Origin of the sequence: Nocardia sp. CA-129566 (assembly GCF_050956075.1) — a bacterium.
GTDB lineage: Bacteria > Actinomycetota > Actinomycetes > Mycobacteriales > Mycobacteriaceae > Nocardia.
Genome location: NZ_CP192085.1, coordinates 7,899,781 through 7,914,816, shown reverse-complemented (window position 1 = coordinate 7,914,816; position 15,036 = coordinate 7,899,781). Strand labels below are relative to the sequence as shown.

Here is a 15,036-nt window from a genome sequence, read left to right as displayed (position 1 = left end):
GTGTTGTTTGAGAACTGCACAGTGGACGCGAGCATCTTTGTTAGTAAGTGTTTAAGAGCGTACGGTGGATGCCTTGGCACCAGGAGCCGATGAAGGACGTAGGAGGCTGCGATAAGCCTCGGGGAGCTGTCAACCGAGCTGAGATCCGAGGATTTCCGAATGGGGAAACCCAGCACGAGTGATGTCGTGTTACCCGCATCTGAATATATAGGGTGTGTGGAGGGAACGTGGGGAAGTGAAACATCTCAGTACCCACAGGAAGAGAAAACAATTGTGATTCCGTGAGTAGTGGCGAGCGAAAGCGGATGAGGCTAAACCATGCGGATGTGATACCCGGCAGGGGTTGTCCGTGTGGGGTAGTGGGGTCATTCTTCTCAGATCTGCCGGTCTGAGCGACAGTCAGAAACCGTTGGGTTAGTTGAAGTGGTCTGGAACGGCCTGCCGTAGACGGTGATAGCCCGGTAAGTGAAAACTCAACGGCTGTTGTGGATGATGCCCGAGTAGCAGCGGGCCCGTGAAATCTGCTGTGAATCTGCCGGGACCACCCGGTAAGCCTGAATACTCCCTGGTGACCGATAGCGGACTAGTACCGTGAGGGAAAGGTGAAAAGTACCCCGGGAGGGGAGTGAAATAGTACCTGAAACCGTGCGCTTACAATCCGTCAGGGCCTACGCACAACTTGTTGTGGTGGGTGATGGCGTGCCTTTTGAAGAATGAGCCTGCGAGTTAGTGGCATGTGGCGAGGTTAACCCGTGTGGGGTAGCCGTAGCGAAAGCGAGTCCGAATAGGGCGTTTGTAGTCGCGTGTTCTAGACCCGAAGCGGAGTGATCTACCCATGGCCAGGGTGAAGCGACGGTAAGACGTCGTGGAGGCCCGAACCCACTTAGGTTGAAAACTGAGGGGATGAGCTGTGGGTAGGGGTGAAAGGCCAATCAAACTCCGTGATAGCTGGTTCTCCCCGAAATGCATTTAGGTGCAGCGTCACGTGTTTCACGCCGGAGGTAGAGCTACTGGATGGTCTAGGGGGCCTACAAGCTTACCGAAATCAGCCAAACTCCGAATGCCGGTGTGTGAGAGCGTGGCAGTGAGACTGCGGGGGATAAGCTTCGTAGTCGAGAGGGAAACAGCCCAGATCGCCGGCTAAGGCCCCTAAGCGTGTACTAAGTGGAAAAGGATGTGGAGTCGCGAAGACAACCAGGAGGTTGGCTTAGAAGCAGCCATCCTTGAAAGAGTGCGTAATAGCTCACTGGTCAAGTGATTCTGCGCCGACAATGTAGCGGGGCTCAAGTACACCGCCGAAGCCGCGGCATTCACACAATACATCCGCCGTTTCCTACGGGTTTCGGTGCAGTGGTGTGGATGGGTAGGGGAGCGTCCTACAGCCTTGGAAGCAGCGGCGTGAGCCAGTTGTGGAGGCTGTGGGAGTGAGAATGCAGGCATGAGTAGCGAAAGACGAGTGAGAAACTCGTCCGCCGAATGACCAAGGGTTCCTGGGCCAGGTTAATCCGCCCAGGGTGAGTCGGGACCTAAGGCGAGGCCGACAGGCGTAGTCGATGGACAACGGGTTGATATTCCCGTACCCGTGTATCCGCGCCCAATGGCGAATCAGTGGTGCTAAGTATCCTGAACCGGACCTATCACCTTCGGGTGAAGAGATGGGGATGCATACGACCCCTGCTGTAGTAGTCAAGCGATGGGGTGACGCAGGAAGGTAGCTGGGCCAGTCAGTGGTTGTACTGGTGTAAGCCTGTAGGGCGTTGTGTAGGCAAATCCGCACAACATTCAGCCTGAGAGGTGATGCGTAGCCGATTGAGGTGAATTCAGTGATCCTATGCTGCCGAGAAAAGCCTCTAGTGAGTTGGTACACGGCCCGTACCCCAAACCGACACAGGTGGTCAGGTAGAGAATACTGAGGCGATCGAGAGAACTGTGGTTAAGGAACTCGGCAAAATGCCCCCGTAACTTCGGGAGAAGGGGGACCCGGTCTGGTGATGAGATTTACTCTCGGAGCTGGGTTGGGTCGCAGAGACCAGAGAGAAGCGACTGTTTACTAAAAACACAGGTCCGTGCGAAGTCGTAAGACGATGTATACGGACTGACGCCTGCCCGGTGCCGGAAGGTTAAGAGGACCGGTTAGCGTTTCGGCGCGAAGCTGAGAATTTAAGCCCCGGTAAACGGCGGTGGTAACTATAACCATCCTAAGGTAGCGAAATTCCTTGTCGGGTAAGTTCCGACCTGCACGAATGGCGTAACGACTTCTCTGCTGTCTCAACCACAGACTCGGCGAAATTGCATTACGAGTAAAGATGCTCGTTACGCGCGGCAGGACGAAAAGACCCCGGGACCTTCACTATAGCTTGGTATTGGTGTTCGGTACGGTTTGTGTAGGATAGGTGGGAGACTGTGAAGCATGCACGCCAGTGTGTGTGGAGTCGTCGTTGAAATACCACTCTGGTCGTATTGGACTTCTAACCTCGGACCATGATCTGGTTCAGGGACAGTGCCTGGTGGGTAGTTTAACTGGGGCGGTTGCCTCCTAAAATGTAACGGAGGCGCCCAAAGGTTCCCTCAGCCTGGTTGGCAATCAGGTGTCGAGTGCAAGTGCACAAGGGAGCTTGACTGTGAGAGTGACAGCTCGAGCAGGGACGAAAGTCGGGACTAGTGATCCGGCACCGGCAAGTGGAAGCGGTGTCGCTCAACGGATAAAAGGTACCCCGGGGATAACAGGCTGATCTTCCCCAAGAGTCCATATCGACGGGATGGTTTGGCACCTCGATGTCGGCTCGTCGCATCCTGGGGCTGGAGTAGGTCCCAAGGGTTGGGCTGTTCGCCCATTAAAGCGGCACGCGAGCTGGGTTTAGAACGTCGTGAGACAGTTCGGTCTCTATCCGCCGCGCGCGTCAGAAACTTGAGGAAGGCTGTCCCTAGTACGAGAGGACCGGGACGGACGAACCTCTGGTGTGCCAGTTGTCCTGCCAAGGGCACTGCTGGTTAGCTACGTTCGGAAGGGATAACCGCTGAAAGCATCTAAGCGGGAAGCCTGTTCCAAGATGAGGTTTCTCACCACCTTTGAGTGGTTAAGGCCCCCCACAGACCATGGGGTTGATAGGCCAGAACTGGAAGCCCGGTAACGGGTGTAGGTGACTGGTACTAATCGGCCGAGGACTTACCAACAAAGAAGCTACGCGTCCACTGTGCGGTATCTGAAACAACACACAGATACAGGTAGACAGGAAACACTACCGACCCCCCGACAGGGGGGTTGTGGGGGTTTTCTGGGCTGTCTGTGGATAGTTTCATAGAGTTACGGCGGCTATAGCGGTGGGGAAACGCCCGGTCCCATTCCGAACCCGGAAGCTAAGGCCACCAGCGCCGATGGTACTGCACTCGACAGGGTGTGGGAGAGTAGGACACCGCCGGAACATCCTTGCGAAAGGCCCCCAACACAGTTGGGGGCCTTTCTGCGTTATATGGCCTGTCCTTTTCTGTGGTCCGCATGTTTTGGAGCAATCTCACAGGGAACAGCCAGTCTGTGTGCGATTCGATCACGCATGATGGAGAGAGACAGTAGGTAGTAGTCGACGCGGCATCCTCTGGGCAGGAGGGCGTCGACCCAAACGGAGGTGTTGATGGTCGCAGCGACGACAACCGCTGACCGCGCGCCGGTTGAACCCCTCAGACCGCTTCGCTCGAGCTGGTGGCAACTGAGACTCCCGGCGACGTTCGGATATCTGGCGGCCCTTGTCGCTGTCACCGTGGTCTTCTCCGTGCTGAGTGATTCCGCGCAAACGCGGATGGTGCTGCACGCGAGCACGAATCTGCACAATCTGCTGAACGGCCGCATCAGCACCGTGTTCTCGAGCGCGCTGGTGATCGGTGATGTCAGTGCCGCCTGGGTGCTGATCCCATTGCTCGGCTGTCTGCTCGCCCTTGCGGAGCTGCGGTTCGGCGCGATGCATATGGTGCGTGTCTTCATGGCCGGACATATCGGGGCCACGCTCCTTGTCGCCGTTGGCCTCTGGATCGCCATCGAGGCCGACTGGCTGCCCGCGAGTATCCGCTGGGCCCAGGACGTCGGGGTCAGTTACGGCGCCATGGCGTTGGTGGGTGCGATCGTGGTCGCCATCCCGCATCGCTGGCGTATCGCCTGGTCCACCGTGTGGTTCATCGTCGCCGCCGAGGGCGTGCTGATCGAGCAGACCTTCACCAACGTCGGCCACCTGGTCGCCTTCGGTATCGGAACAGCGGTCGGCTTCGGGATGATCCGGGCCAAAGCGGCGTCGACCCGCCGACTCACCAGGGTCGAATCCGGCCTGCTCGCCGTGAGCGCGATCCTCGCGGCTATCTTGCTCATGGGCTGACAGTCCGATGCGACAGGGCTGACGCCAGGCGGGACCGGGCACTCACCTACAGTGCTTGGGTGCGCCTAGTGATTGCTCGCTGTCAGGTCGACTACGTAGGGCGACTCACCGCCCATCTCGCCATGGCCCGCCGATTGCTGCTGATCAAAGCGGACGGTTCGGTCCTCGTGCATTCCGACGGCGGCTCGTATAAGCCGCTCAACTGGATGAGCCCGCCGTGCTGGTTGGAGGAGCGCGATGGTGACGCGGTACCGGAGGGTGCGAAGGCATTCTGGGTGGTCACCAATAAGGCGGGTGAGGAACTGCGCATCACCATCGAGGACATCGAGCACGACTCCTCGCACGAGCTGGGCATCGACCCGGGTTTGGTGAAAGACGGTGTGGAGGCCCATCTTCAGGAACTGCTCGCCGAGCATGTGCAGACCCTGGGCCCTGGCTACACGCTGATCCGCCGCGAGTACATGACCGCCATCGGCCCGGTGGATCTGCTCTGCCGCGATGCCGACGGCGCCACCGTGGCCGTCGAGATCAAGCGCCGCGGTGAGATCGACGGCGTCGAACAACTGACCCGCTACCTCGAACTGCTGAACCGCGATCCACTCCTCGCTCCCGTCGCTGGCGTCTTCGCTGCCCAGCAGATCAAGCCGCAGGCCCGCACCCTCGCCGAGGACCGCGGCATTCGCTGCCTGACCCTCGATTACGATGCCCTACGCGGCACGGAGAGCAACGAATTCCGCCTCTTCTAGCCCCTCCTTTCCCCGCTGCACAACGAATTGGGGCGTTCACGGATTCGCGCCGCGTAGAGGCGTGCGCGGGGTAGGACGGACTGTGCGCGGTGTGTGCTGGGCCACGACCTAGGCTTATGCCATGCCCCGACGGAAGCCGCGAACGGAACGCCAGGTGGGTCGCTCGCAGCCGGGCGGCTCGCCGATCGGCGATGTGTTCGGTCGGCGGGAGGCGGGGCCGGACAGCGACGAGATGTACATCGTGCGGACCATCCCGGGCAGTCGGGCGAGCAAAACCTATCGCTGCCCGGGCTGCGATCACGAAATCCCGCCCGGGGTAGCGCATGTCGTCGCGTGGGCGGTCGACGACGGTGAGGACGACCGTAGGCACTGGCACCGCGGCTGCTGGAACGGCCGTCGGACACGGCGGATTACGCGTCGCTGGTCGTGAATCGGGTTGGGGCACTGAAGCGCCCGTGCCGCACATTAGGAAGGCCGCCCCGGTTCCGGGACGGCCTTCGGTGTGAATTCGGTTGGGGTGTTGCGTTTGTCGCCGCTCAGCCCGCCGGTGTCAGTTGCTGATTTCGGCGTTCTCGCGCTCGTCGGCGTCGATGTCGTCTTCCTCGGCCGAGACCTCGGGGATCGCCTTGGCGCGCGAACCGCCGGTGACCGACTTGGTGCCACCGCCGATCGACTTGCGCTGATCCGGAACACCGTCCAGCAGTTCGCTTTCCCGGTTGACCGCCGCGAGCATGGCGGGCACCGAGTCGAGCTGACCACGGATACCGAGCAGCTGGGCGAGCACCCGGCCGCGCAGCACGCGCATCTCCTCGGCGAGTTCCTTCGCGTGCGCGATCTTGCGCTCGGAGGTCTGGGTGGCGGAGGTGATGAGGCGGTTGGACTCGTCGGTCGCATCCTTGATCCGCTGAGCGGCCTCGGCGCGGCTGGTGGCCTCGAGCTCCTCCATGGCGCGGGTGAGCTTGGTGCGACGCTCCGCCATGGTGGCTTCGAAGTCCTGCTGGGTCGCCTTGCGCTTGGCGTCGGCTTCCTTGCCGAGACGGTCGGCCTCGGCCTGGGCGGCCTCGATGATCTTTGCGGATTCGGTACGCGCATTCGCGAGAGTCTGCTCGAATTCGATTTCGAGCGCCTCGCGCTTCTCCTTGGTCTCGGCGAGCAGCGATTCGTACTTACCACGCATTTCGGTGGCCTGCTGCTCGGCGATCGACACCATTTCCGCCGCCTCGGCCTGCGCCAGAGCGCGCACCTCGGAGGCCTCGTCGGAGGCCAGCCGCAGCATCCGAGAGATGCGGTCGGACATACCTTCCGCAGTGGTCGGCGGAACCGAAAGGCGATCGACTTCCTTACGGAGTTCGTCGATCTCGTCCCGCGCGTCCTCCAGCTGGCTGGCGAGGTTACGGGCTTGCGCCGCAGCGGCATCCCGATCTGTGGCGGTGACCCTTAACTCGGCATCGAAACGGTCGAAGTAGTTGCGTACCTCGTCTTGCGCATAACCCTTGCGCACAACGGTGAAGGGCAGTGCAACGAAGCGATTGCGATCGGACTCAGGTGACGACATGGCACACAAACTACAGCCTACTTGCACCTCATGGTGACTCGACCGCGAATGTGATCGGGACGAGTTTTTCAGGCCCGATCTTGATACTAGTGCGTAACATTCGAGTTCGGCTCGACCAACTCGATCAGCACACCGCCAGCATCCTTCGGGTGGATGAAATTGATGCGGGAATCCGCGGTTCCGTGCCGAGGGGCGTCGTACAGCAAACGCAGACCTCGATCACGAAGATACGTGGAGACGGCCTCGATATCGGTGACCCGATAGGCGAGTTGCTGAAGTCCCGGTCCGCTGCGATCGATGAACTTGGCGATTGTCGAATCCGCGTTCAAGGGCGCCAGCAACTGCAGAGCAGTCGCGCCGTCGGCTGCGCCGGGCAGCGACAGCATCGCCTCGTGCACACCTTGCGCCTCGTTGACCTCACGATGGGTCTCGATCATGCCGAGATTCTCGGTATACCAGGCGATTGCGGCGTCCAGGTCCGGCACGGCGATGCCGACATGGTCGACGGCGATGACGTAGTCACCTGGGATGAAGTTCGACGGGTCCATATCGTTGCTCACTACTCGAACGTAGCGCCTGATCGGACGCGGTCGGCCGGAAGGCCGTCATTGGTCCCTTGCGCTCGGCCGCGCGCAGGATAAGGCACCGCGTACCTGGAGAGAGTCGGTCGACTAGGACAAGCTACCGTTGAGTACAGAGGTTGACGCCGCGTATGAGTCCGTGCAGTGCGGAGTGCGCGGCGCTGTTCCGATCAATGAATGCGAGGCTCGTCGTGACCACAACCGTGATCGTTTCCGGTGCGCGTACCCCGGTCGGTCGGCTGCTCGGGGGTCTGAAGGACTTCAGCGGTTCGGACCTGGGCGGCTTCGCCATCAAGGCGGCGCTGGAGAAGGGCGGCGTCGCGCCGGAGCAGGTCGACTACGTGATCATGGGCCAGGTGCTGACCGCGGGTGCGGGCCAGATCCCGGCCCGGCAGGCCGCGGTCGCCGCTGGCATCCCGATGGATGTGCCCGCGCTGACGGTGAACAAGGTGTGCCTTTCCGGCATCAACGCGATCGCGCTCGCGGATCAGTTGATCCGCGCCGGCGAGTACGAGATCGTCGTCGCCGGTGGCCAGGAATCCATGAGCCAGGCTCCGCATCTGCTCGAAAAGAGCAGGGAGGGCTTCAAATACGGCGATGTGACGATGCGCGACAGCATGGCCTACGACGGCCTGCACGACATCTTCACCGACCAGCCGATGGGTGCGCTGACCGAACAGCGCAACGACGCCGAGCCGGTCAGCCGGGAGGATCAGGACGCGTTCGCGGCGGCCTCGCATCAGCGGGCCGCGGCGGCGTGGAAGAACGGCGTCTTCGATGACGAGGTGGTTCCGGTAGCGGTGCCGCAGCGCAAGGGCGATCCGGTCCTGGTGAACACCGATGAGGGCATCCGCGCGGACACCACCGCCGAATCGCTGGCCAAGCTGCGCCCGGCCTTCCGCAAGGACGGCACCATCACCGCTGGCACCGCATCGCAGATCTCCGACGGTGCGGCCGCGGTGGTCGTGATGAGCAAGGAGAAGGCGCAGTCGCTCGGTCTGAGCTGGATCGCCGAGATCGGCGCCGCTGGCGTTGTCGCCGGTCCGGACTCGACCCTGCAGGATCAGCCCGCCAACGCCATCGCCAAGGCCTGTGCGCGCGAGGGCATTTCGCCCGCCGAGCTGGATCTGGTCGAGATCAACGAGGCGTTCGCGGCGGTTGGTATCGCCTCGACCCGCAAGCTGGGCATCGATGCGGAGAAGGTGAACGTCAACGGTGGCGCGATCGCCATCGGCCACCCGCTCGGCATGTCGGGTGCGCGCATCCTGCTGCACCTGGCGCTGGAGCTGAAGCGGCGCGGCGGCGGTATCGGCGCGGCCGCCCTGTGCGGTGGTGGCGGTCAGGGTGACGCCCTGATCATCAAGGTCTAGTTCCGGTCTCCGTCGGCCCGGCATATACCGGGTCGACGGGGTCTGCGGGCCGCGGTGTGACGAGTTCAACTACGACCTGTCGTAGCAGTCCGGCACAATGGTGGCCATGGGCAATTTCTTCGACTTGAGCACCGTGGCCAAGCGGTTCCGCTTCATCGCCGTGCTGGAGGCGATCTCCTGGGTCTTCCTGATCGTCGGCATGGTGTTCAAGCGCCTGCCCGAACCGGTCCTGTGGCCGGTCAAGGTGTTCGGGATGACGCACGGCATCATCTTCGTCCTGTTCGTCATCACCGCGATCCTCGCGGCCCGCGAGCTGGCCTGGAACACCAAGACCACCGTGCTCGCGCTGCTGTCCAGCATTCCGCCGTTCTTCACCGTGCTCTTCGAGGTGTGGGCGGTGCGCGCGGGCAAGCTCGGTGAGCTGAGCGAGGTCACTTCCGCGGACACCGGAGCCCCGGCGACCGCGTCGTAACAGCGGGACTCGCAGGCTCTGCGTGGTTACGCAAGCTACCGCCTACGAGCCCTGAACTCCCCCCGCGGCGACACCGTGACAAACTGGAAGCCGTGACTCGACCTGCCGCACGCCGCCCTTCGCCAGCCGTTGCCGCCGCTATGTCCGGTGCGGTGGATCTGTCCAGTCTGAAACAGCCCCCGGCCGGTGCGTCGGGTGGTGGGGGCGGCGATTACGCCGTCTCCGAGGTGGACTTCGAAACGAAGGTGCTGCGCCGATCGATGCAGGTGCCGGTGGTCGTCGCGCTGTACTCGCAGCGCAGTCCGGGCAGCGTCGAGTTGGTGCGCACGCTGGAGCGACTGGTCGCCGAGGGCGGCGGCGCCTGGGATCTGGCCACCGTCGAGGCCGAGAGCAATATGCGCATCGCCCAGGCGTTCGGCGTGCAGGGCATTCCGACGGTGATCGCGGTGGCGGGCGGCCAGCCGCTCGCTGACTTCCAGGGCGCCCAGCCGGAGCCGCAGGTGAAGCAGTGGCTCAGCGCGGTCATCGACGCCGTCGCGGGCAAGCTCGAGGGCAGCGACGCCGCTGAGCCGCAGCCCGCCGATGACCCGCGTTTCGCCGCCGCGGAGACCGCGCTGGAGCGCGGTGACATGGCCGGTGCCGAAGCGGCCTATGAGGCCATAATCGCCGCTGAGCCGGGCAATGAGGAGGCAAAGAACGCGCTGCGCCAGTTGCGCTTCCTGTCCCGTGCCCAGGCCATCCCGGACTCCGCGATCGCCACCGCCGACGCCGATCCGGCCGATATCGACGCCGCCCTCGATGCCGCCGATGTGGAGATGCTGCACCAGCGGCCCGATGCCTCGTTCGACCGGCTGATCGCGATGATCAAGAAGACGGCGGGCGAGGACCGCACCAAGGCCCGCACGCGTCTGCTCGAGCTCTTCGAATTGTTCGACCCGGCAGAACCTTTCGTGGTCGCCGCGCGCCGCAAGCTCGCCGCGGCCCTCTACTGACGGATGCGCCCCCGAGGAGTCAGGGCTCGGGGGTCAGCCAAATGGCGCTGTTGGGAGGTAGGGCAACGGTGGCGGAGGCGGGGCGGCCGTGCCAGGGTTCGTCGGTCGCCTTGATGCCGCCGAGGTTTCCGATGCCGGAGCCGCCGTATTCGACGGCGTCGGTATTGAGGATTTCGCGCCAAGTGCCGGTGTTCGGCAGGCCGACGCGGTATTCGCCGTGGACCGAGCCGGAGAAGTTGAAGACGCAGGCGATGACGGAGCCGTCGGAGCCGTAGCGCAGGAAGGCGATCACATTGTGGTCGCGGTCGTCGGCCTGGAGCCAGGAATAGCCGCCCGGACTGGTGTCCTGGCTCCACAGCGCGCGATGGGCGCGGTAGACCGCGTTCAGATCCCGTACGGCGGTCGTAATGCCCTGGTGCAGTGGGTTTTCCAGTTCGTGCCAGTCCAGGCCGCGGTCGTGCGACCATTCCCGGAACTGGCCGAAATCCTGTCCCATGAACAGCAATTGCTTGCCGGGGTGCGACCACATGTAGGCCAGCAGTGCGCGCACGCCCGCCGCCTTGGCGAAATCGTCGCCGGGCATTCTGGTCCAGAGTGTGCCCTTGCCGTGCACGACCTCGTCGTGGCTGATGGGCAGCACGTAGTTCTCACTCCACGCGTACACCAGCGAGAAGGTGATCTCGTTGTGGTGCCAGGAGCGGTGGATCGGATCGCGACCCAGGTAGCCGAGGGTGTCGTGCATCCAGCCCATATTCCACTTCATGGTGAAGCCGAGACCGCCGACATCGGTGCCGCGGGTGACGCCGGGCCAGGTGGTGGATTCCTCGGCGATGGTGACGACGCCGGGGTGGTAGCGATGCACGGTTTCGTTCAGGTCCTGCAGGAAGTCGACGGCCTCCAGGTTCTCCCGGCCGCCGTGCACATTGGGTTCCCAATCTCCGTCGGCGCGTGAGTAGTCCAGGTACAGCATGGAGGCGACGGCATCGACACGCAGTCCGTCGATGTGGAATTCCTCGATCCAGTACCGCGCGTTGGCGACCAGGAAGTTGCGCACCTCGTTGCGGCCGAAGTCGAAAATATAGGTGCCCCAGTCGAGTTGCTCGCCGCGACGCGGGTCGGCGTGCTCGTAGAGTGCGGTGCCGTCGAAGCGGGCCAGGGCCCATTCGTCGCGGGGGAAGTGGGCGGGCACCCAGTCGAGCAGCACGCCGATGCCCGCGGTGTGCATGCGGTCGACGAAGGCGCGGAAATCGTCGGGAGAGCCGAAGCGGGCGGTGGGCGCGTAGTAGGAGGTGACCTGGTAGCCCCAGGAACCGCCGAACGGATGCTCGGCGATCGGCAGCAGTTCGATATGGGTGAATCCGGCGGCGTGCACGTAATCGGCCAGCTGGTTGGCCAATTCGCGATAGCCGAGGCCGGGCCGCCACGAGCCGAGATGCACCTCGTAGACGCTCATCGGCGCGCGGGTCGGATCGGTGCGCTCGCGTGCGGCGATCCAGTCGCTGTCGGACCAGGTGTAGGTGCTCTGGGTGACGACGGATGCGGTGGCGGGCGGCATTTCGGTCGCGAAGGCCAGCGGATCCGCGTGATCGACGGTCCGACCGTCCGCGCCGTGCACCCGGTATTTGTACTTCGTGCCCACCTCGACGCCGGGAACGAAGACCTCCCACACCCCGGAGGAGCCGAGCGACCGCATCGGCGCGGTATGCCCGCTCCACCCGTCGAAGTCCCCGATCACGGTGACGCCGCGGGCATTCGGTGCCCAGACGGCGAACGACGTGCCGGCCACCTCGCCATCGAGGGTGGTGTAGTGGCGTGGATGCGCGCCGAGCACTTTCCACAGCTGTTCATGGCGGCCCTCGCCGATGAGATGCAGGTCCAGCGCGCCAACGGTGGGCAGGAAGCGATAGCCGTCCGCGCTGATGATCGTCTGCCCGCCTTGGTAATTGGTGACGATGCGGTAGTCCATCAGATCGGGATGCGGGACCACACCGGCGAAAACACCGTGCCCCAATGACTTCAGCGGATGCTGCACACCGTCGACCCGGGCGAAGACGGTATCGGCATGGGGGCGCAGCACTCGGATGACGGTGCCTTCGGGATGCGGATGCGCGCCGAGCACGGTATGCGGGTCGGTATGCGTGCCCGCCGCGAGCAGCATCAGATCGCGGCGCTTCATCGAAAGGTCCTGCGGAAGGCCAGTTCCGCGCGCGCCCGCTGCGGTACCGCGGGGAGTGTGAGGATATGGGCGACTGCATGTGCCGGATCCAGCCGCACGTAATTCGTCTGCGCCCAGTGGTATTCCTCGCCGCTGACCTCGTCGAAAACCACCGGATGGTCATGCCATTCCCGGCCGATCGCGGGCAGATCCAGCGAGATCATGCCCCATTCGGCCGCATAGGGATTCAGATTCACCACGACCAGCACGGCATCGCCGCTGACCGGATCGACCTTCGAATAGGCCAGTAGCGCATCGTTGTCCACGTGGTGGAAGTGGATGCACCGCAGCTGCTGTAGCGCCGGATGCGCGCGGCGGATCTCATTGAGTCGAGTGATCCATGGCTCCAGCGATTCGCCGCGCGCGAGCGCCTCGGCGAACGGACGCGGGCGCAGTTCGTATTTCTCCGAATCCAGGTATTCTTCGCTGCCCGGCCGGACCGCCTGGTGCTCGAAGAGTTCGAAGCCGGAATAGACACCCCAGGTCGGGGCCATGGTCGCGGCGAGCACGGCGCGAATGGCGAACATGCCGGGCCCACCGTGCTGCAGGCTTTCGTGCAGGATGTCAGGGGTGTTGACGAACAGATTCGGTCTGGCCTCGTCGGCCTTGGCGGCCAGCTCATTGCCGAATTCGGTCAGTTCCCATTTGGCGACGCGCCAGGTGAAATACGTATAGGACTGGCTGAATCCACGGCGGGCCAGACCATAGAGCCGGGCCGGTCGGGTGAACGCCTCGGACAGGAAGATCACATCGGGATCGGTGCGCCGCACGGCCGCGATCAGCCATTCCCAGAAGTCCGCGGGCTTGGTATGCGGGTTGTCGACGCGGAAGATCTTGACGCCCAGACCGATCCAGTGCCGCACCACGCGCAGGATCTCCGCGTACAGTCCGTCCGGCTCGATGTCGAAGTTGACCGGGTAGATGTCCTGGTACTTCTTCGGCGGATTCTCGGCGTAGGCAATGGTGCCGTCCGGGAGCGTGGTGAACCACTCCGGGTGGGCGGCGACCCATGGATGATCCGGTGCGCATTGCAGGGCCAGGTCGAGGGCCACTTCGAGGCCGAGTTCGGTTGCGGTGGAGACGAATTCGGCGAAGTCGGCGGCGGTGCCGAGTTCGGGATGGATGGCGTCGTGTCCGCCGTCCTTCGAGCCGATCGCCCACGGTGAGCCGACATCACCCGGTTCGGCGGAGAGTGTGTTGTTGCGGCCTTTGCGGTTGATCTCGCCGATCGGGTGGATGGGCGGCAGATAGATCACGTCGAAACCCATGCCGGCAATGCGTGGCAATTCCTTTGCGGCGGTGGCGAAATTGCCGTGGATGGGGTTGCCATCGACATCGCGGCCGCCGGTCGAGCGCGGGAAGAACTCGTACCACGAGCCGTACAGTGCGCGTTGGCGTTCCACCAGCACGGTGTGCTGCGGACCGCGAGTGATTATGTCCCGCAGTGGCGTAGCGCGCAGGATCTCGGCGACCTCGGTGCCGAATGCGGACGCGACGCGAGCGGGCAACTGCTCATCGCTGCGCAGCGCCGCCGCGGCCGCGCGCAGCCGCTCGAACTGCTTCTTGGGTACCGCCTGCGCAGCGCGTTCGAGCAGCCGGGCGCCGAGCTCGAGGTCGTTGTCCAGGTCGGTGGCGCTCTGTCCGACGGCCAGCTTGGCCTCCACCGCGGCCCGCCAGGTGGCGATCGGATCGCTCCAGCCCTCGATGCGGTAGGTCCACGCGCCCGGCAGGTTGGGCACGAAGGTGGCATTGAAGACATCCGGCTCGAAGTCCGGCGTCATGCGAATGCGGGTGGTCCGCGCCGATCCGGGGCCGCGCACCGCGAGCGTTGCGGAGACGGCCTCATGCCCCTCGCGCCAGACCACGGTGCGCACCGGAAAGACCTCGCCGACGACGGCCTTGGCCGGGCGGCCGCCCGGTATGGCTGGGGCAGTGTCATCGATGGCGATGCGGCCGGTCACGTCGACCAACCTACCGGGTGCGGGGCAGTTGGTCGGGATCAGCGTGCGTCGGCCGCCAGACCGAGGCCGAGCGCGACCAAGATCGCGCCGAGGGCGCGTTCCACCCGCTGGCGGATGCCGGTGCGACGCAGCCAGGTCCCGGCCCGATCGGCCGCCAGCACGATGCCGACGCACCAGGCCGTATCGATGACCAGCTGGATGGCCGCCAGGATCAGCACGGTCGGCAGCACCGGGCCGGTCGACGGCAGGAACTGCGGCAGGATCGTCAGGCCGAAGACGGCCGCCTTCGGATTCGCCGCGATCGAGATCAGCGATGCGCGGAACGCCGCGCCGGGGGTGCGGCCGGTGGGCAGCATCTTGGTCATCGTGGCGCCGAATTCGTCGTCGCCGCGCGCCCCGCGCCAGGCCTGTACGCCGAGCCAGATCAGCACCAGCGCCCCGATGACGTGCACCGCGGTATTCATGAACCGGTTCGCCACCAGCAGCACCGACAGACCCGCGCCACCGGCGAGCGTCCACCCGAATACGCCTATTTCGTTTCCCGCCACCGCGGCCAGACCCGCCGCGCGACCGTCGCGCACCGCGCGCTGGAGGAACAGTGCGGTCGCGGGTCCGGGCAGGGCGGCCAGGATGAGACAGGCGAGCAGGAACTGTGGGAGCACGTCGATCCAGTGCGGCATCAGCCGATGCTGCCACTTGCGTGGGGCGGTCGCGAGCCGTTATTCCCGGCTGGTTCGTCGACGCTTGCGATGGGTAGGCGTGCCGTCCACTCGCTGCGAACCG

11 protein-coding genes and 2 rRNA genes are annotated in these 15,036 nt (G+C 64.0%); 8 read left to right on the top strand and 5 right to left on the bottom strand.

All coding sequences use genetic code 11. The annotated features are described in order from the left end of the window. Window positions 1-41: 41 nt before the first annotated feature. The 5 genes from ACQP0C_RS35205 (at window position 42) to ACQP0C_RS35185 (ending at window position 5,537) form a co-directional block, all read left to right on the top strand. A 23S ribosomal RNA gene (locus ACQP0C_RS35205) occupies window positions 42-3,174 on the top strand. 131 nt (window positions 3,175-3,305) lie between these two features. After that, window positions 3,306-3,422, top strand: a 5S ribosomal RNA gene (gene rrf / locus ACQP0C_RS35200). A 207-nt stretch (window positions 3,423-3,629) separates the two neighbouring features. Further along, on the top strand, window positions 3,630-4,361 hold the full coding sequence (locus tag ACQP0C_RS35195) for a rhomboid-like protein (protein WP_433727133.1): 732 nt from the start codon (window positions 3,630-3,632) through the stop codon (window positions 4,359-4,361). A 59-nt stretch (window positions 4,362-4,420) separates the two neighbouring features. Then, window positions 4,421-5,107, top strand: a complete 687-nt coding sequence (nucS, locus tag ACQP0C_RS35190; protein WP_433680614.1) for an endonuclease NucS — start codon at window positions 4,421-4,423, stop codon at window positions 5,105-5,107. Between the two features lie 121 nt (window positions 5,108-5,228). Next, the gene (locus ACQP0C_RS35185; protein WP_433727131.1) at window positions 5,229-5,537 is read left to right on the top strand and encodes an ATP/GTP-binding protein; all 309 of its coding nucleotides are present in this window, start codon (window positions 5,229-5,231) and stop codon (window positions 5,535-5,537) included. A 120-nt stretch (window positions 5,538-5,657) separates the two neighbouring features. Here ACQP0C_RS35185 and ACQP0C_RS35180 read toward each other — a convergent pair whose 3' ends face one another. Both ACQP0C_RS35180 and mce read right to left on the bottom strand, forming a co-directional pair. Next, window positions 5,658-6,662 (bottom strand): hypothetical protein, encoded by a 1,005-nt coding sequence (locus ACQP0C_RS35180; RefSeq protein WP_397035204.1) that lies wholly within the window; start codon window positions 6,660-6,662, stop codon window positions 5,658-5,660. A gap of 86 nt (window positions 6,663-6,748) precedes the next feature. Beyond that, a complete protein-coding gene (gene mce / locus ACQP0C_RS35175; RefSeq protein WP_433734738.1) occupies window positions 6,749-7,210 on the bottom strand; it encodes a methylmalonyl-CoA epimerase in 462 nt (153 codons plus the stop codon). A gap of 224 nt (window positions 7,211-7,434) precedes the next feature. Between mce and ACQP0C_RS35170 the strand changes: the two genes are divergently transcribed. The 3 genes from ACQP0C_RS35170 to ACQP0C_RS35160 all read left to right on the top strand — a co-directional run bounded on the left by ACQP0C_RS35170 (window position 7,435) and on the right by ACQP0C_RS35160 (window position 10,077). Further along, window positions 7,435-8,613 carry an acetyl-CoA C-acetyltransferase gene (locus tag ACQP0C_RS35170; RefSeq protein ID WP_433727129.1) on the top strand — a complete coding sequence of 393 codons (1,179 nt, stop codon included), beginning with the start codon at window positions 7,435-7,437 and terminating at the stop codon, window positions 8,611-8,613. A gap of 106 nt (window positions 8,614-8,719) precedes the next feature. Then, window positions 8,720-9,085: a DUF3817 domain-containing protein gene (locus tag ACQP0C_RS35165; RefSeq protein ID WP_433727127.1), complete on the top strand. Its 366-nt coding sequence runs from the start codon at window positions 8,720-8,722 to the stop codon at window positions 9,083-9,085. A 140-nt stretch (window positions 9,086-9,225) separates the two neighbouring features. Further along, a complete protein-coding gene (locus ACQP0C_RS35160; protein ID WP_433734737.1) occupies window positions 9,226-10,077 on the top strand; it encodes a tetratricopeptide repeat protein in 852 nt (283 codons plus the stop codon). Window positions 10,078-10,096: 19 nt separating this feature from the next. On the opposite strand, the gene glgB is transcribed toward ACQP0C_RS35160, so the two are convergent. Genes glgB through ACQP0C_RS35145 form a run of 3 tightly spaced genes read right to left on the bottom strand, consistent with a single transcriptional unit; the run spans window position 10,097 to window position 14,933 of the window. Next, window positions 10,097-12,253: a 1,4-alpha-glucan branching protein GlgB gene (gene glgB / locus ACQP0C_RS35155; RefSeq protein WP_433727125.1), complete on the bottom strand. Its 2,157-nt coding sequence runs from the start codon at window positions 12,251-12,253 to the stop codon at window positions 10,097-10,099. Next, complete coding sequence (locus ACQP0C_RS35150; protein ID WP_433727123.1) at window positions 12,250-14,253, bottom strand: maltotransferase domain-containing protein; 2,004 nt, start codon at window positions 14,251-14,253, stop codon at window positions 12,250-12,252. Before ACQP0C_RS35150 ends, glgB begins: the two co-directional genes overlap by 4 nt. A gap of 38 nt (window positions 14,254-14,291) precedes the next feature. Further along, window positions 14,292-14,933, bottom strand: coding sequence for a LysE family translocator (locus ACQP0C_RS35145; protein WP_433727121.1), 642 nt, complete (start codon window positions 14,931-14,933; stop codon window positions 14,292-14,294). Window positions 14,934-15,036 lie beyond the last annotated feature (103 nt).